18 protein-coding genes are annotated in these 15,882 nt (G+C 60.0%); 8 read left to right on the top strand and 10 right to left on the bottom strand.

Annotated features, from left to right (window positions below):
- Positions 1–27: 27 nt before the first annotated feature.
- The 5 genes from QZ522_RS04350 to uvrA all read left to right on the top strand — a co-directional run bounded on the left by QZ522_RS04350 (position 28) and on the right by uvrA (position 7,187).
- Positions 28–1,281: an MFS transporter gene (locus QZ522_RS04350; protein ID WP_294607965.1), complete on the top strand. Its 1,254-nt coding sequence runs from the start codon at positions 28–30 to the stop codon at positions 1,279–1,281.
- Positions 1,282–1,384: 103 nt separating this feature from the next.
- Complete coding sequence (locus tag QZ522_RS04345) at positions 1,385–1,963, top strand: DUF924 family protein (RefSeq protein ID WP_294607963.1); 579 nt, start codon at positions 1,385–1,387, stop codon at positions 1,961–1,963.
- Positions 1,964–2,102: 139 nt separating this feature from the next.
- Positions 2,103–3,497: a dihydrolipoyl dehydrogenase gene (lpdA, locus tag QZ522_RS04340; protein ID WP_294607961.1), complete on the top strand. Its 1,395-nt coding sequence runs from the start codon at positions 2,103–2,105 to the stop codon at positions 3,495–3,497.
- Between the two features lie 151 nt (positions 3,498–3,648).
- On the top strand, positions 3,649–4,206 hold the full coding sequence (locus QZ522_RS04335; protein ID WP_294607959.1) for a methyltransferase domain-containing protein: 558 nt from the start codon (positions 3,649–3,651) through the stop codon (positions 4,204–4,206).
- A gap of 98 nt (positions 4,207–4,304) precedes the next feature.
- On the top strand, positions 4,305–7,187 hold the full coding sequence (gene uvrA, locus QZ522_RS04330) for an excinuclease ABC subunit UvrA (RefSeq protein WP_294607956.1): 2,883 nt from the start codon (positions 4,305–4,307) through the stop codon (positions 7,185–7,187).
- Between the two features lie 62 nt (positions 7,188–7,249).
- On the opposite strand, the gene QZ522_RS04325 is transcribed toward uvrA, so the two are convergent.
- From QZ522_RS04325 to infC, 5 genes are all read right to left on the bottom strand, one after another.
- Positions 7,250–7,573: an excinuclease ABC subunit A gene (locus tag QZ522_RS04325; RefSeq protein WP_294607954.1), complete on the bottom strand. Its 324-nt coding sequence runs from the start codon at positions 7,571–7,573 to the stop codon at positions 7,250–7,252.
- 87 nt (positions 7,574–7,660) lie between these two features.
- Positions 7,661–7,867: a DUF2892 domain-containing protein gene (locus QZ522_RS04320; RefSeq protein ID WP_294607951.1), complete on the bottom strand. Its 207-nt coding sequence runs from the start codon at positions 7,865–7,867 to the stop codon at positions 7,661–7,663.
- A gap of 104 nt (positions 7,868–7,971) precedes the next feature.
- Positions 7,972–8,595, bottom strand: a complete 624-nt coding sequence (locus tag QZ522_RS04315; protein WP_294607948.1) for a J domain-containing protein — start codon at positions 8,593–8,595, stop codon at positions 7,972–7,974.
- A gap of 167 nt (positions 8,596–8,762) precedes the next feature.
- Positions 8,763–9,101 carry a hypothetical protein gene (locus tag QZ522_RS04310; RefSeq protein WP_363319815.1) on the bottom strand — a complete coding sequence of 113 codons (339 nt, stop codon included), beginning with the start codon at positions 9,099–9,101 and terminating at the stop codon, positions 8,763–8,765.
- A 123-nt stretch (positions 9,102–9,224) separates the two neighbouring features.
- Complete coding sequence (infC, locus tag QZ522_RS04305) at positions 9,225–9,770, bottom strand: translation initiation factor IF-3 (RefSeq protein WP_363319818.1); 546 nt, start codon at positions 9,768–9,770, stop codon at positions 9,225–9,227.
- Positions 9,771–9,980: 210 nt separating this feature from the next.
- On the opposite strand from infC, the gene QZ522_RS04300 reads away from it, so the two are divergent.
- A complete protein-coding gene (locus tag QZ522_RS04300) occupies positions 9,981–10,670 on the top strand; it encodes a translation initiation factor 3 (RefSeq protein WP_294607943.1) in 690 nt (229 codons plus the stop codon).
- Positions 10,671–10,749: 79 nt separating this feature from the next.
- Here the strand turns inward: QZ522_RS04300 and QZ522_RS04295 are convergent, their stop codons facing one another.
- Positions 10,750–11,316: a TetR/AcrR family transcriptional regulator gene (locus QZ522_RS04295; protein ID WP_294607941.1), complete on the bottom strand. Its 567-nt coding sequence runs from the start codon at positions 11,314–11,316 to the stop codon at positions 10,750–10,752.
- A gap of 224 nt (positions 11,317–11,540) precedes the next feature.
- Between QZ522_RS04295 and QZ522_RS04290 the strand changes: the two genes are divergently transcribed.
- Both QZ522_RS04290 and QZ522_RS04285 read left to right on the top strand, forming a co-directional pair.
- Entirely contained in the window at positions 11,541–12,005 is a 465-nt protein-coding gene (locus tag QZ522_RS04290) for a nuclear transport factor 2 family protein (RefSeq protein WP_294607939.1), read from the top strand.
- 19 nt (positions 12,006–12,024) lie between these two features.
- On the top strand, positions 12,025–12,654 hold the full coding sequence (locus QZ522_RS04285) for a pyridoxamine 5'-phosphate oxidase family protein (RefSeq protein WP_294607936.1): 630 nt from the start codon (positions 12,025–12,027) through the stop codon (positions 12,652–12,654).
- Between the two features lie 240 nt (positions 12,655–12,894).
- Here the strand turns inward: QZ522_RS04285 and QZ522_RS04280 are convergent, their stop codons facing one another.
- From QZ522_RS04280 to QZ522_RS04265, 4 genes are all read right to left on the bottom strand, one after another.
- Positions 12,895–13,746, bottom strand: coding sequence for a ferredoxin--NADP reductase (locus QZ522_RS04280; RefSeq protein WP_294607934.1), 852 nt, complete (start codon positions 13,744–13,746; stop codon positions 12,895–12,897).
- A gap of 76 nt (positions 13,747–13,822) precedes the next feature.
- On the bottom strand, positions 13,823–14,230 hold the full coding sequence (locus QZ522_RS04275; protein ID WP_294607931.1) for a DUF934 domain-containing protein: 408 nt from the start codon (positions 14,228–14,230) through the stop codon (positions 13,823–13,825).
- On the bottom strand, positions 14,227–14,961 hold the full coding sequence (locus QZ522_RS04270) for a phosphoadenylyl-sulfate reductase (RefSeq protein ID WP_294607929.1): 735 nt from the start codon (positions 14,959–14,961) through the stop codon (positions 14,227–14,229). The genes QZ522_RS04275 and QZ522_RS04270 overlap by 4 nt, the downstream gene beginning before the upstream one ends.
- Positions 14,948–15,882 (bottom strand): nitrite/sulfite reductase (locus tag QZ522_RS04265; RefSeq protein WP_294607927.1); only part of this gene is annotated, 935 nt, incomplete at its 5' end. The genes QZ522_RS04265 and QZ522_RS04270, both read right to left, overlap by 14 nt.

Below are 15,882 nucleotides of genomic sequence, written 5' to 3'. Positions count from 1 at the left end.
GTGGCAAAGAGAAAACAGGAGTCTGCGATGTTCAAGGTGCTGACGGGATCATGGGCCCTTTTGCTTGGCATGATGATGTTGCAGGTCGGCAATGGCATGCAGGGCACCCTTCTGGGGGTGCGCGGCGCGCTGGAAGGGTTCTCGACCTTTCATATGTCGATCGTCATGGCCTCGTATTTTCTTGGCTTTCTGGCCGGGTCGCGGATGGCGCCCGAGATGATCCGCCGGGTCGGGCATGTGCGGGTCTTTGCCGCGCTCGGCTCGCTGATCTCGGCGGTTCTAATCATGTATCCGACGATTGCCGATCCCTGGGCCTGGGCTGTGGGCCGGGTGATGATCGGCTTCTGTTTCTCCGGCGTTTATGTCACCGCCGAAAGCTGGCTCAACAATTCGGCCACCAATGAGACGCGCGGAAAGGCCCTGTCGCTTTACATGATCGTGCAGATGATCGGCATTGTTTCGGCGCAGGCGTTGATGGTTCTGGCCGATCCGGCGGGCTATGTGCTTTTTGTGATTCCCTCGGTGCTCGTGTCGCTGGCCTTTGCTCCGATCCTGCTCTCGGTCAGCCCGACCCCGGCGTTTGACACGACCAAGCCATTGTCCCTGCGACAGATCATGAAGATTTCGCCGCTTGGCTGTGTCGGCATGTTCCTGACCGGGGGCGTGTTCGCCGCACAGTTCGGCATGGCTGCGGTCTATGGCTCTGAGGCGGGGCTTAGCGTCGGGCAGATTTCGACCTTCGTGGCGGCGTTTTATGTCGGCGCGGTGCTGGCGCAATATCCGCTTGGCTGGCTGTCGGACCGGATGGACCGTCGCAAACTGATTGCCTGCGTGTCCGTGGTGACCGGTGTGGGCGCCCTCGTCGGCATGGCGTTCGGCGCGAATTTCTGGATGCTTCTGGTGGCGGCCTTCATGGTGGGCGGCACATCCAACCCGCTCTATTCGCTGCTGATCGCCTATACCAACGATTTTCTGGAACATGACGACATGGCCGCAGCCGCAGGCGGCATGGTGTTCATCAACGGTCTCGGTGCGATTGCCGGGCCGCTTCTTGTCGGCTGGATGATGGGGGTGATGGGGCCCGCAGGGTATTTCCTCTACATGGCGGTGCTGATGTTCGCATTGGTCGCCTATGCCATCTATCGGATGACACAGCGGGCCGCACCCTCGGTCAGCGAAACGGACAGCTACACACCGGTATCGCCTTCTTCTTCACCGATGGCCGTCGAAATTGCGCAAGATTACGCCATTGAGACCGCGCAGGAGACGCAAAGTGACTGATAGGCCTGTTTTATGTCCCTTTTGTAGTAATAAGTTACTGTGAAGAATGGCCTTTATGGCGTTATCCTGAAATCAAGTATCATAGGAAAATGAGGAGTCCCCTATGGTTGCGCCCGAAGATGTATTGAGTTTCTGGTTGGATGAAGTTGGCCCGAAGAGGTGGTATGAAGCCTCTGACGAGCTTGATCAGATGGTTCGCGACCGTTTTGAGGCTGCGTGGAACAAGGCGCAGGAGGGGGCATACGGGTTGTGGCTGACCTACCCGACGGGAACGCTCGCCTATATCATCCTGACGGATCAGTTTCCGCGCAACATGTTCCGTGGCAAGGCACAGGCCTTTGCATCGGATCATCCGGCGCTTGCGGCGGCCAAGGTCGCGATCAAGCGCGGCTGGGATTTGCGGATCGATGAGCCGGCGCGCCAGTTCTTTTACCTGCCCCTGATGCATTCCGAGAACCTCTGTGACCAGGAACGCTGTGTGCGCCTGTTGTGTGAGCGGATGCCGGAGTATGGCCCCGAGAACCTGTTGCATGCGCGCGCGCATCGCGAGGTGATCCGACAGTTCGGCCGCTTCCCCTATCGTAATACGGCCCTGTCGCGCCCCTCGACCGCGCAGGAGCGCGAATATGTGGCCGATGGTGGCTATGGCGCCACCCTGCGCCGCTTCAAGGCAGCCGCCTGAAGCCTAACCCACTGAAATGCCGGACAATGGCGCGCAAACACATCCTGACCGGGTGTTTGCGTCGTCGCCATGCGTTGCTCCGTTGTGGTCTGTCCGGAAATAGTTTAATACCAAACTAAATTTGAAAACGGAGGGCCGCATGGCGTCTAAGGCTTTTGACATGATTGTAATCGGGGCGGGCCCCGGGGGCTATGTTGCCGCGATCCGGGGGGCACAGCTTGGCCTTGATGTGGCGGTCGTCGAGCGCGAGCACATGGGCGGGATCTGTCTGAACTGGGGTTGTATCCCGACCAAGGCGCTGCTGCGCAGTTCCGAGGTGTTCCACCTGATGCACCGCGCCAAGGAATTCGGTCTCAAGGCGACGGGTATCGACTATGATCTCGACGCGGTGGTCAAGCGTTCGCGTGGGGTGGCCAAACAGTTGAACGGCGGGGTCGGGCATCTTCTCAAGAAGAACAAGGTGACCGCGATCATGGGCGAGGCGACGGTGCCCGCAAAGGGCAGGGTAACGGTCAAGACCGACAAGGGCGTTGAAGAGCTGACGGCCCGGCATATCGTTCTGGCCACCGGCGCGCGGGCGCGGGAATTGCCGGGGCTTGAGGCCGATGGCGACCTGGTCTGGACCTACAAACATGCGCTGGTTCCGCCGCGGATGCCGAAAAAGCTTTTGGTGATCGGCTCGGGCGCGATCGGGATCGAATTTGCCAGCTTCTACAATACGCTTGGCGCCGATACGACCGTGGTCGAGGTGATGGACCGGGTGTTGCCGGTGGAAGACGCCGAGATTTCCGCCTTTGCCAAGAAGGCCTTTGTCAAACAGGGGATGAAGATCATGGAAAAGGCCATGGTCAAGCAGCTTGATCGCGGCAAGGGCAAGGTCACCGCGCATATCGAAGTGGGCGGAAAGGTCGAAAAGCAGGAGTTTGACACGGTGATTTCGGCCGTGGGTATCGTCGGCAACGTCGAGGGGCTTGGGCTTGAAGCGCTTGGCGTGACCGTGGATCGCACCCATGTGGTGACTGATGAATATTGCCGCACCGATGTCGAAGGGCTTTATGCCATCGGTGATATCGCCGGGGCGCCTTGGCTGGCGCATAAGGCAAGCCACGAGGGGGTGATGGTGGCCGAGCTTATCGCAGGCGGGCATCCGCATCCGGTAAAGCCCGAGAGCATTGCTGGCTGTACCTATTGTCACCCGCAGGTGGCCAGCGTCGGCATGACCGAGGCCAAGGCGAAAGAAGCAGGATACGAGATCAAGGTCGGGCGTTTCCCGTTCATCGGCAATGGCAAGGCGATTGCTCTTGGCGAGCCGGAGGGTCTTGTGAAAACCGTCTTTGACGCCAAGACCGGCGAGCTTTTGGGCGCGCATATGATTGGGGCCGAGGTGACGGAGTTGATCCAGGGCTATGTGGTCGGGCGCCAGCTTGAGACCACCGAAGAGGACCTTATGAACACCGTGTTCCCGCATCCGACCCTAAGCGAGATGATGCATGAATCGGTGCTTGAGGCCTATGGCCGGGCAATTCATATCTAGGGTTGAATCCGGGGGCGCTGCCCCCGTCGCGCAAGCGCGACTCCCCCGGGATATTTAGAGCAAGAAGAAACAGAAGGGCGCGGGCGGGTGACGCTTGCGCCTTTTTTCCGGCACCTGCACTATGAGGCGTGGAGCAAGCAGGGGACGGCCAGTGGCGAGTATCAATCGGATCGTGATGCAGAAATCCTCGCGCCGGTGGATGGCGGCGCTTGATCCGGCGACGATGGATGCAGCCGAGGTGTCGGGCAAATACGGGCGGCGTTTCGAGTTCAGGAGTTACGAGCGGTTTCGTTATCCGAAATATGACATCTGCAAGGGGCCTTATCGTGACGCACAGGGCAATGTTCTGAGCTTTGACCTGGTCCTGGCCAATCAGGTTTGGGAACATCTGGACCGCCCCTACGCCGCGACGCGCCATGTCCTGGAGATGTTGCGCCCGGGCGGGTATTTCTGGGTGGCGGTGCCGTTTTTCATTCCCTATCACGGCGACCCGGTGGATTGCTCGCGCTGGACGGCGCGGGGGTTGAAGAACCTGTTGATCGAGGCGGGGTTTGACGAGAGCAAGATCAATGCGCGCCAATGGGGCAATCGCCACGCGGCGCGGCGCAATCTTGAGGGCGAATGGCCGCCGGTTTATGACCCTGAGACCGATGATCTTACGGATGACCCGGATTTCCCGATCTGTTCCTGGGCGCTCGCGCAGAAATAATCCGTTGACGGTACGTGTTCATGGAATGTTCGCGATTTTGGCTTGGAACTGTGGCCAGTCTCACCTATTTGTAGTCGACGTGAACCCCGGGGGGCAGAATGGCCGATCTCAAGTATATCGAGGTGCGCGGCGCGCGCGAGCATAATCTCAAGAATATCAATGTTGATATTCCGCGTGACCAACTTGTTGTGATCACCGGGCTTTCCGGGTCTGGCAAGTCGAGCCTCGCGTTTGACACGATCTATGCCGAGGGGCAGCGGCGGTATGTCGAATCGCTTAGCGCCTATGCCCGCCAGTTCCTTGATATGATGGAAAAGCCGGATGTGGATCACATCAGCGGGTTGAGTCCGGCGATTTCGATCGAGCAGAAGACGACCTCGAAGAACCCGCGCTCGACCGTTGGCACGGTGACCGAAATCTATGATTACCTGCGGCTTTTGTTTGCCCGTGTCGGTACGCCCTATTCGCCCGCCACGGGGCTTCCGATCGAGGCGCAGCAGGTGCAGGACATGGTTGACCGGGTCATGGCAATGGAAGAGGGCACGCGCGCCTTTCTTCTGGCGCCGATCGTGCGCGACCGCAAAGGCGAATATCGCAAGGAATTCCTTGAGTTGCGCAAGCAGGGCTTTCAGCGGGTCAAGGTTGATGGCGCGTTTTACGAGCTGGATGAGCCGCCCACGCTCGACAAGAAATTCCGCCACGACATTGACGTGGTGGTTGACCGTCTGGTGATCAAGGAAGGTCTTGAAACCCGGCTTGCCGACAGTTTCCGCACCGCGCTTGATCTGGCGGACGGGATCGCGATCCTTGAAACCGCGCCGAAAGAGGGCGAGCCGGAACGGATCACCTTTTCGGAGAAATTCGCTTGTCCGGTCAGCGGCTTTACCATCCCCGAGATCGAACCGCGGCTGTTTTCGTTCAACGCGCCTTTTGGCGCCTGTCCCGAGTGTGACGGGCTTGGGGCCGAGCGGTTCTTTGACGAACGCCTTGTGGTGCCCGATGAGGCGCTCAAGGTCAGTGATGGGGCGATTGCGCCTTGGCGCAAAGGCAAGTCGCCTTATTTCACCCAGACGATTCAGTCGATTGCAAAGCATTACGAGTTTGACAAGAACGCCGCCTGGAAGGACCTTCCGGCCCATGTGAAACAGGTGTTTCTCTATGGGTCGGGCGAAGAGGAAATCCCGTTTCGTTATGACGAGGGTGGCCGGATTTATCAGGTCAGCCGGGTGTTTGAGGGGGTGATCCCCAATATGGAGCGGCGTTATCGCGAGACCGACAGCAACTGGATCCGCGAGGAATTCGAGCGCTATCAGAACAACCGCCCCTGTGGCAGCTGTGGTGGCTTCCGCCTGCGGCAAGAGGCCCTGGCGGTTCGGATTGGTCCCGCCAAAGGCGGGCCTGATGAGTGCCTGCATGTGGGGCAGGTCGTGCAGATGTCGATCCGCGAGGCCCATCAGTGGTGCGAAACCGTGCCGGAGCATCTTGGCAAACAGAAGAACGAAATCGCCCGCGCGATCCTCAAGGAAATCCGCGAGCGGCTTGGGTTCCTGAACAACGTCGGCCTGGAATACCTGACCCTTAGCCGCAATTCCGGCACCCTGTCGGGCGGCGAGAGCCAGCGGATCAGGCTTGCCAGCCAGATCGGATCGGGCCTTACCGGGGTGCTTTATGTGCTGGACGAGCCAAGCATCGGGTTACATCAGCGGGACAACGGGCGGCTGTTGACCACGCTGCGCAACCTGCGCGATCAGGGCAATACGGTGATCGTGGTCGAGCATGACGAAGAGGCCATCCGCACTGCCGATTACGTGTTCGATATCGGCCCCGGTGCCGGTGTTCACGGGGGGCAGGTGGTCAGCCATGGCACGCCGGAAGAGGTGACCGCCGATGCCGGGTCGATCACCGGGCAATACCTGTCGGGCGCGCGCGAAATCCCGATTTCCGAAAAGCGGCGCAAGGGCAATGGCAAGAAACTCAAGGTGGTCGGGGCCACGGGCAACAACCTCAAGGAGGTCACGGCTGAATTCCCGCTTGGCAAGTTTGTCTGCGTGACCGGCGTGTCCGGCGGGGGGAAATCGACGCTGACGATCGAGACCCTGTTCAAGACCGCGAGCATGCGGCTGAACGGGGCGCGCCAGACACCGGCGCCCTGTGAGACGATCAAGGGGCTAGAGCATCTGGACAAGGTGATCGATATCGATCAGCGCCCCATCGGGCGCACGCCAAGATCCAATCCGGCGACCTATACCGGGGCGTTTACGCCGATCCGCGACTGGTTCGCCGGGCTGCCCGAGGCCAAGGCGCGCGGATATAAGCCGGGGCGGTTTTCCTTCAATGTCAAGGGGGGGCGATGCGAGGCCTGTCAGGGCGATGGCCTTATCAAGATCGAGATGCATTTCCTGCCCGATGTCTATGTCACCTGCGAAACCTGTCAGGGCGCGCGCTATAATCGTGAAACTTTGGAAATTCGTTTTAAAGGCAAGAGTATAGCCGACGTTCTTGATATGACGGTTGAGGACGCGCAGGGTTTTTTCAAGGCGGTTCCGGCGATCCGCGACAAGATGGATGCGCTGGCGCGGGTCGGGCTTGGCTATATCAAGGTTGGCCAGCAGGCGACCACCCTTTCAGGGGGCGAGGCGCAGCGCGTGAAGCTTTCAAAAGAGCTGGCCAAGCGATCCACGGGACGCACGCTTTATATCCTGGACGAGCCGACCACGGGCCTGCATTTCGAGGATGTGAAGAAGCTTCTCGAAGTGCTGCATGAACTGGTCGATGGCGGCAATACGGTGATCGTGATCGAGCATAACCTCGACGTGATCAAGACCGCCGACCATATTATCGACATTGGCCCCGAGGGCGGCGATGGCGGGGGGGAGATCGTGGCCGTGGGCACGCCTGAGAAGGTCGCAGAAGAACCCAGAAGCCATACCGGGCATTATCTCAAAGAGATGCTTGCGGCGCGCCGGGTCGCCGCGGAATAGGATCGTCTGGCTTCGGGGCCGCCTGAAATGTGGCGCGGCCCCGGACAAAGTCAATCATACGCTCAGTTCAGGATTGCCGCAGCCAGGCCGACCAGGTCAAGCACCCGGCGCGTGTCGCGATCAACCCGGTAGATGTAATCGCCAACGCGGTAATAGGTTTCATCACGCCCAAGGCCGTAGCGGCCGGGATTGCGCAGGATGATGTAATCACCATCAATCCTGTCGCCGATACCATAGCGATACCCATATATCTTTTTGGCCTGTCCGGGGGGCAGGCAGCCGTTATGCTTTTGGGCCAGACCCGGTGGGCATCCCCTTGGATCGGCCTGTGCCGTGAGTGGCGGCAGGGCCAGAGTAACGGCGGTGAAAAGTAGTATGAAACGCATGGCTGGTGCCCTCCTTCTCCTCATTGAGGTGGGGGGAAACAGGGCGCCTGGCAAGTGCATCCGCCTGTCATTGGCGAAAAGCCGCCTTTACTTCTTTTCCATCGGGCAGGTGCGCAGGCCGAGGATCGTATAAAGCGGGCAGCTTGACAGCAGGCCGGTCACCAGCGGAATGATCCCGATCAGATAGAGCCAGCTATAGGCCCCGTCACGATTGAGGAAAAAGCCCGCCAACAACGCAAGGCCGACGATGATCCGCAGGGCGCGGTCGATGGATCCGACATTTTTCTTGAGCATGATAACACCTTTGACTGATCGGGCCGGAATGGCCCGTTATCTACGCAAGAATGATATCATGCCGGGGCCGGGCGGTCTGTGACATGGTCACAGAGGCCGCAACTTTATCTGAAATTGCGGCTGTCCTTGAGTTGTTCCCAAGCCCAGACCACTTGTTGAAGCTGTTCTTCCTGGCTCCGGTCGCCGCCGTTGATGTCCGGGTGAAGCACCTTGATCAGGGATTTGTAAGATTTGCGCAGATCGGCCTTGGTCCAGGTATCCTCGGCCTCGAGGATCTCGACAGCGCGCCGTTCGGTGGGGGGAAGCTTGCGGCTTCCGCCGCGCTTCTTGCCGGGGTTCTGCGTGGCATTGCCGCCCAGAACCTGATGCGGATCCTCGATGCCAAGCCGGGCCCAGGCTCGCGTCTCGGGGTCCGTAAAGGCCTTGGTTTCACGTTCCCACACCTTGTCCTTGGACATCTGCGCGTTCAGTTCGGCCTCGGTGGTGCCATCAAAGAAGTTCCACTTGAGGTTATATTCGCGCACGTGTTGCTGGCAGAACCACAGGTAGTCATCAAGCACATCGGGCGCCTTGGGGGCGCGGAACTTGCCGGCCTCGTTACACCCCTCATGTTCGCAGACCCTCACCGATGTCTCGGATGCGCCCGACATGCCGCGTCGGCCACGCGGGTTTTTCTTCTTGGCCGAAGAAACGGACATATCGAAACCGAAGGGATCTGACTTGGACATGGGACTTACCTTTTCGAGTCGGAGACGAGAGTGTATGCAAAAATGCGGCGAATTGAAGGGGGGCCGGTAAAAATATTTCACCTCACCTGTTCGGATCAAAATCCGCTAGCTGATGAGAGATGTTCGCCCAAGTCCTTGTTGTGAAACACAGAACTGGCCTTGTTCGTCTAGGTTTTGTGATTTTCCGGCACCTCGTCGGCGGGGTCCTGCCGGTTTTCGGATGTGTCGGCCGTGGCGGCGGTCTGTGCGGGGTCGCGCATCGGTGTCTCTGGCGCGGTCGCACGGCGAAACACCAGCACAGAACGATAGACCGTACGGCTTGAGGTCAGGCCCTGACGCTCTTCGCTGGGAAGGATATCGGTGCGCTGATACTCCCATCCTGCCTGCCCCATTTCATTCAGCATATCTTCGAGTCCGAGCGCAAAGCGGGCCTCGGGGGATTTGACGCCGGGGGCCTTGCGACCGCGGGTCGGGGCGGGGATAACCTTGTATTCGTAAACGGGCATGAAACCTTCCGGATTTGTCAGAGCGGTGCATCCTACGCGACTGGCCGCCCGGCGCAAGGGGGCATGCAAAACCCCCGGACCATCTGGCCGGGGGTCATGACATCTTGGACAAGGGGTTTGGCCTTATTTCGGGCCGGGGCCGATGATCATGATCATCTGGCGGCCTTCCATCTTGGGCATGTTCTCAACCCGTCCTATGCCATTGATATCGGCAGCGATCCGTTCCAAAAGCTGGCGGCCCAGATCCTGGTGGGCCATCTCACGGCCGCGGAAGCGCAGGGTAATCTTGACCTTGTCACCGTTCTGAAGAAACTTGACCACGTTACGCATCTTGACCTCATAGTCGTGCGTATCGGTGCCGGGGCGAAACTTGACCTCTTTCACCTCGATGATCTTTTGCTTCTTGCGTGCCTCGGCCTCGCGTTTCTGGGTCTCGTATTTGTATTTCCCGAAATCCATGATCTTGCACACTGGCGGTGCGGCATTGGGCGAAATTTCAACCAGATCAAGCCCGGCATCAGCGGCCATTTCCATTGCCCGGTCAGGGGAGACCACGCCGACGTTCTCGCCATCCGCGCCAATCAGGCGGATTTCATCACAGCGGATGCGTTCATTGATACGGGGGCCGGTGTCGCGTGTAGGGGGCGCGTTATGAGGTCTGCGGGCTATGGCTTTGTTCCTTCGATCGTTTTGATTTGGTGGTGAATTCGAGGGTGCAACGTAAACCTGGCCGGGGCAGCTTTCAAGCGCCAAAATAGGCTGATCTGAGCCGATATAGGGGTTATTCCCCCTTGTACCTTTCCAATTCCGGCTTCATCTGAGAGCAAGAGCCAAAGGGGCCGCGATGAACCGACCCCGCTAATGTATGAGGAGAGGGTTATGAAAAACCTGATATGGATTGTTCTGGCTGTCGTCATTCTTGGCGGGGGCTATATGTTGTTCACCGGCAAGTCGGTGACAGAGGTTGTCGACACGGTCAGCGAGACCGCCCAAGAGGTCGAGGCCCCCGCCGCGCTGGAAGAGGCCAGCGAAGCGGTTGGCGAGGCGGCCGATGCGGTGGCTGATACCGCCGCCGAGGCTGTGGATGCCGCAACCGAAACCGCCAGCGAGGCGGCCGATGCCGCGTCAGAGGCTGCGGATGCGGCGGTTGAAGGGGTGACCGAGGCTGTTGATGATGCTGCCAATCTGGCCGATACGGCCACCGAGGCCGCGTCAGACGCCACCAACAGTGCCGCCGAAGCCGTGACCGATACCGTTCAGGACGCTGCGGAGGCCGCTCAGGATGCTGCAAGTGAGGCCGTTGATGCCGCCACCGGCGAAAGCGCAACCGATGCTTCGCAAGAGGCTGTCGAGGCCGCACCCGCGCCCGAGGCCGCCGCCGCAGAAGAGGCCCCCGAGGCCCTGACGCTGGATGGCTTCAGCATGGACAAGGCGCGCGACCTGATCGAGGGCGCCGATCTTGGGGCGATGAAGGAAACCGTTTTGTTGCAGGCCATTCAGGCGGCGCAGGACGATCCCGAGCTTCTGAAGGCCGCACTCGAGGCGGCCCGCAGCGCGCTTGGCTACTGATCATCGGCCCTGACAGAATGAACCCCGCGCCGGACATCCCCGGCGCGGGCTTTTTTATGCGCTGAAAGCAGGGCGGGCGTTAGCGACAGCCCGACGTCGCGATAAGGGCCTGCGCCGCTGCCTTCGCGTCAAGCGCGGGGTCGCCATTGCCCCACATGACCGCCGTCACGATCGCGCCCTCCTTGAGAAGCATGAGTTGGCGCGCAAGGCCGGCGGGATCGTCCGCACCGGCCTGCACGGCGATTTTCTGGACATATTCAAGCAGCATCCGCTTGTGGGTCGCGGCCTGAATGTGAATCGGGTCCTCGGGGTTCTGGAACTCCGCCACCGCCTTGATGAACATGCAGCCCTTAAAGCCGGGCGAAGTCATCCATTCGTGCAGCGCATCAAAGACCGCAAGCAGGCGCTCTTTGGGGGTGTCGGCGATCTCTTCGAGGCGTCGGCAAAACCAGTTGCGAAACCGCTCGTCGCGCAGCCTGAGCACGGCAAGGATCATCTCTTCCTTGGTGCGAAAATGTTTGTACATCGAGGTTTTCGAGATGCCGGTCTGCGCCACAAGCTTGTCCATCCCGGTGGCGTGAAAGCCGTCGCGATAGAACACGTCGAGCGCGTTTCGTACCAGTTCATCTCGTTTGTTGGGTCGCATGGAGTGCCTTTAATGTACCGATTTGTCCACAATATAGGGCAGGGAGGGTGGTTTCTCCAGAAAAATAATTCTCTTTTTATTCAAGCATAAAAGTGAATGCTGCACTCTGATCGCCGCTTCCTTGATCAATAATAATTTGACAAAGGTTACTGATCGGTACATTTAGTGTCAGTGTAAGGTGTACCGATTGGTACTTATTCGAATCCCGCTGAAAGGACCCCGCCATGACCCGCCCGCCGCTGCCGCCATTTACGCAAGAGAGCGCCACCCTGAAAGTTCGCGCCGCCGAGGATGGCTGGAACAGCCGTAACCCAAAGGCCGTCGCGCAGGCCTATACCCCCGACAGCCAATGGCGGAATCGGGCAGAGTTTCTGACCGGGCAGGCCGAGATCGAGGCCTTTCTCACCCGTAAATGGGCCCGCGAACACGATTATCGCCTGATCAAAGAGCTGTGGAGCTGGACCACCAACCGGATCGCGGTGCGCTTTGCCTATGAATGGCACGACGCAGAAGGCCAGTGGTTTCGCGCCTATGGCAACGAGAACTGGGAATTTGCCGAAGACGGTCGCATGCGGCGCCGCATCGCCAGCATCAATGACCTTGCGATCACCGAAAGCGAGCGGCTGTTTCACTGGCCGCAGGGGCGTCGCCCCGATGATCACCCCGGTCTTAGCGAACTTGGCCTTTAGCCCCTGACAGGAGAGTGACATGCCCCGCGCCTTCGCTGAAATCGCCTTTACCCCCAATGTCCGTGCTGCGCAGGCCCGCCATGGCTCTGCGGCGGGTTATGAGAAATTCCTGTCACCCGAGATCAGTGGCGGGGCAATCCTTGGACCCGACGAGACCGCCTTCATTCAGGCCCGCGACGGGTTTTATCAGGCAACCGTTTCTGAAAGCGGCTGGCCTTATGTCCAGTTTCGTGGCGGCCCCAAGGGGTTTTTGCGGGTACTTGATGCGTGCACCATCGGTTATGCCGACTATCGCGGCAACCGGCAGTATGTGAGCCTTGGAAATCTTGCGGGGGATGAGCGTATCGCGTTGATCCTGATGGATTATCCCAATCGCAGGCGGATCAAGATATGGGGCAGGGTGCGGATCGCCGAAGGCGCCGCCGCCGCCGATATCCTGCCGATGCTGCATGACCCGGCCTATGTGGGGCGTCCTGAACGTGCGATCCTGATCACGGTCGAGGCATTCGACTGGAACTGTCCCTCGCATATTCCGCAACGTCTGACCGAGGCCGAGCTTGCCCCCTACCTCGCGGCATTGCACACACAGATTTCCGATCTCACCACAGAGAATGCACGGTTGAACGACCTGCTTGGCGCCGCGCGCTAAGCGTCACCTTTCAAGCATAGGAGCCAATCCCGTGACCCCCTCTTTCAAATATGCATTGCAATGCGGCGCACTTCTGGTGTTGCTCGTCTTGGGCGCAATCCTGCCGCAGAGCGCCGAGGCGCTTGATGTGGTCTTGCCCGATCACCTGGCTTTTCGGACCACGAACAATGACGCAAAAGATGGACGCGCCCCTTCAGAGGCGCGTCCATCCTTCTCCTTGGGCTTTGGCATTGCTGCGGATCAGTCGAGAAAGGCCTTTTCGACGACATATTCCTTGGGCGAGGAATTGGCGCCTTCGCGCAACCCGTAGCCCTCAAGCATTTCCTTGATTTCAAGGTTGAAGGCCAGGTTGCCACAAACCATCGCCCGGTCGGTTTCCGGCGCAAGCGGCGCCACGCCCAGATCTTCGAAGGCCTCGCCCGAGCGCATCAGATCGGTGATGCGGCCCATTTTGGTGCTCTGTTCGCGGGTGGTGGTCGGGTAATAGCGCAGTTTGTCGGCAAAGCCTTCGCCGATCAGCTCGGCCAGCATTTCGTCCTGGCGGATATCCTCGATCAGCCTGCGGCCATATTCAAGCTCGCCGACCTCGCGGCAGGTATGGGTGATGATGACCTCGTCGTAATCCTCATAGGTTTGCGGATCGCGCAGCAGCGAGGCAAAGGGTGCAAAGCCGGTGCCGGTGGCAAAGAACCAGATCCGTTTGCCGGGCAAAAGCGCGTCATGCACCAGCGTGCCCACCGGTTTGGGGCGCAGGATGATCTCGTCGCCGACTTCGATATGTTGCAGGCGGCTTGTCAGCGGGCCGTCCTGCACCTTGATCGAATAGAATTCAAGTTCGTCATCCCAAGACGGCGAGGCGATGGAATAGGCGCGCAAAAGCGGCTTTTCACGTCCGGTTTTTTCATCGGTCTGCATCAGGCCGATCATGACGAATTCGCCCGAGCGGAACCGCAAGGAAGCGGGCCGTGTCACGCGGAATGAAAACAGCCGGTCGGTCCAGTGGGTGACCTCTGTCACTTTCTGCGCATCGGGCAGGGTTGGCTTTTGGGCCAGTTTTACGGCGGCATCGGTCACTTGGGTCATCTCATTCATAGCTTCTTTTGCCGGTCAGATACACCGGCACCTCTGCATAAACATTGATCTGGGTCAGGGAAAGGGCGGATAATGCCTAGCCGCGCAGGCGCGCCTGGTAGTCATGCGATTGCCACTCGGCGCGGAACAGCCATTGCGCCTCGGGCTGGCGTTTGGCAAGGGCGTCCGAGATCTCAACCTCGTCAAAGCCCGAGCGGCGTGCCATCGCGTATTGATCGGATATCACGTGCCCATGTGCCCGCAGCCGCCCCTCATACCCCATCAGCCGCAGTTGCCGCGCGATGGAAAAGCCGCGCCCGTCGGCGGACCCCGGAAAATCGACGCGGATCATGGTGATGCCCTTAAGCCGTCCGGCAAGATCGGCGGGGTTGGCATCGGCGCCAAGATCAAGCGCCGTCGTGGCGCCGTCGGCCTCGGCTAACGCGGTGAAGGGGGCGGTGAAGTCCTCTGGGGCAAAACCCCGGTCATTGACGATGACGCTCATGCGGTCACTCCTTTTCGCACCATTTTGCCATCGACAAAATGGATGCCACATTCGGTTTTGGTCTGATCGCGCCAGCGGCCCGATCGCGGGTCTTCGCCGGGCGCCACGGCGGTGGTGCAGGGCATGCAGCCGATCGAAGGATAGCCCTTGGCCACCAGCGGATGCCGGGGCAGGCGGTTCTCATCCATATAGGTCTGCATATCCTCGGGCGCCCAATGGGCCAGCGGATTGACCTTGATCCGGCCCGTGCCCTCCTCAAGCTCGAAGAACTCAAGCGCGGCGCGGGTGCCTGACTGATAACGTTTGCGTCCGGTGATCCAGCCGTCAAATCCATCAAGGGCGTGTTGCAGGGGCACCGCCTTGCGCAGGGCGCAGCAAGCGTCGGTATCGCGCTGATGCAATGTATCGTCGGGGTCCTGCGCGGTCTTTGCGATCGCGTCTGCGCGGATGATGCGCAGGTCGCGCAGGGCCAGCCGCTCGGCCAGTTCCTGCTGATAGACGAGGGTTTCGGTGAACAGCATCTCGGTGTCGATGAAGATCACCGGCGTGTCGCGTCGGGTGACCGACACCATATGCAAAAGCACCACGGATTCCGCGCCAAAGCTTGACACCAGCGCCAGTTGCCCGGCTTGCGGGTCGCGCAGCGCGTGCTCTATCACCGATATCGCCGAATGGTGGCGATATCGGTCATTGAGGGCGCTGACCCTGCGTGCAAGATCACTCTGCGGCATAGGCCCGAGCCTCGGCATCATAAAGCGCGGCCTTGAACGGGGCCATGCCGACACGGTTGAAGACCTCCAGAAAGGTTTCCTCGGGGACTTCGCGCAGGTCGAGATAGGCAAAGATAAGCCGCTCGATGGCGGGCACGATCTCGTCATAGGCGAAACCGGGGCCGGTGCGTGTGCCGATGGCCGTGGTTTCCGAGGCGTCGCCACCAAGGGTGATCTGATAGTTTTCCACACCTGCGCGATCAAGGCCAAGGATGCCGATATGGCCCACGTGGTGATGCCCGCAGGCATTGATGCAGCCCGAAATCTTGATCTGAAGCTGCCCGACCTCATGCTCGATCTTGAGCTCTTCAATGCGCGTGGCAATGCCTTGCGCCACGGGGATCGACCGGGCGGTCGCAAGGGCGCAATAATCCATACCCGGGCATGCGATGATATCCGAGGCCAATCCGATATTCCCGGTGGCCAGCCCCAGGGTTTTCAAAGCAGCGTGAACGGCCGGAATATCGGCGAGCGGCACATGTGGCAGAACAAGGTTCTGGGCATGGCTGGCGCGGATGTCGTTGTGGCCGTATTTCTCACCAAGATCGGCGACAAGGCGCATCTGATCGCCCGAGGCATCGCCCGGCGTCGCGCCATGGGCCTTGAGGCTGATCGTGACGATGCCATAGCCGGGCACGCGGTGCGCGCTGACATTGGTGTCAGTCCAGGCGCGGAACACCGGGTCGGCGTCGCGCGCGGCAAAATAGGGCGCGGGATCGCTCTGCTTGAAGGCGGGCGGGGCAAAGGAGGCTGTGATATCGGCCAAGAGGGCCTGATCGACGCCACCAAAGACCGCGCGGCGGCGCGGGAATTCATCCTCGACCAAGGCGCGGATCTCATCAAGCCCGTTTTCATGCACGGTGATCTTGATGCGCGCCTTGT

Source organism: uncultured Roseovarius sp., from assembly GCF_913054395.1.
Classification (GTDB): Bacteria; Pseudomonadota; Alphaproteobacteria; order Rhodobacterales; family Rhodobacteraceae; genus Roseovarius.
The sequence above is the reverse complement of the archived record's forward strand: the minus strand, read 5'-3'. Positions and strand labels throughout refer to the sequence as shown.

What these genes read in the sequence shown, in the direction of transcription:
- QZ522_RS04350 (WP_294607965.1), top strand. Translation starts at nt 28, where the DNA reads ATGTTCAAGGTGCTGACGGGATCATGGGCCCTTTTGCTTGGCATGATG.
- QZ522_RS04345 (WP_294607963.1), top strand. Translation starts at nt 1,385, where the DNA reads ATGGTTGCGCCCGAAGATGTATTGAGTTTCTGGTTGGATGAAGTTGGC.
- lpdA (WP_294607961.1), top strand. Translation starts at nt 2,103, where the DNA reads ATGGCGTCTAAGGCTTTTGACATGATTGTAATCGGGGCGGGCCCCGGG.
- uvrA (WP_294607956.1), top strand. Translation starts at nt 4,305, where the DNA reads ATGGCCGATCTCAAGTATATCGAGGTGCGCGGCGCGCGCGAGCATAAT.
- QZ522_RS04325 (WP_294607954.1), bottom strand. Translation starts at nt 7,573, where the DNA reads ATGCGTTTCATACTACTTTTCACCGCCGTTACTCTGGCCCTGCCGCCA.
- QZ522_RS04320 (WP_294607951.1), bottom strand. Translation starts at nt 7,867, where the DNA reads ATGCTCAAGAAAAATGTCGGATCCATCGACCGCGCCCTGCGGATCATC.
- QZ522_RS04315 (WP_294607948.1), bottom strand. Translation starts at nt 8,595, where the DNA reads ATGTCCAAGTCAGATCCCTTCGGTTTCGATATGTCCGTTTCTTCGGCC.
- QZ522_RS04310 (WP_363319815.1), bottom strand. Translation starts at nt 9,101, where the DNA reads ATGCCCGTTTACGAATACAAGGTTATCCCCGCCCCGACCCGCGGTCGC.
- QZ522_RS04300 (WP_294607943.1), top strand. Translation starts at nt 9,981, where the DNA reads ATGAAAAACCTGATATGGATTGTTCTGGCTGTCGTCATTCTTGGCGGG.
- QZ522_RS04295 (WP_294607941.1), bottom strand. Translation starts at nt 11,316, where the DNA reads ATGCGACCCAACAAACGAGATGAACTGGTACGAAACGCGCTCGACGTG.
- QZ522_RS04290 (WP_294607939.1), top strand. Translation starts at nt 11,541, where the DNA reads ATGACCCGCCCGCCGCTGCCGCCATTTACGCAAGAGAGCGCCACCCTG.
- QZ522_RS04285 (WP_294607936.1), top strand. Translation starts at nt 12,025, where the DNA reads ATGCCCCGCGCCTTCGCTGAAATCGCCTTTACCCCCAATGTCCGTGCT.
- QZ522_RS04280 (WP_294607934.1), bottom strand. Translation starts at nt 13,746, where the DNA reads ATGAATGAGATGACCCAAGTGACCGATGCCGCCGTAAAACTGGCCCAA.
- QZ522_RS04275 (WP_294607931.1), bottom strand. Translation starts at nt 14,230, where the DNA reads ATGAGCGTCATCGTCAATGACCGGGGTTTTGCCCCAGAGGACTTCACC.
- QZ522_RS04270 (WP_294607929.1), bottom strand. Translation starts at nt 14,961, where the DNA reads ATGCCGCAGAGTGATCTTGCACGCAGGGTCAGCGCCCTCAATGACCGA.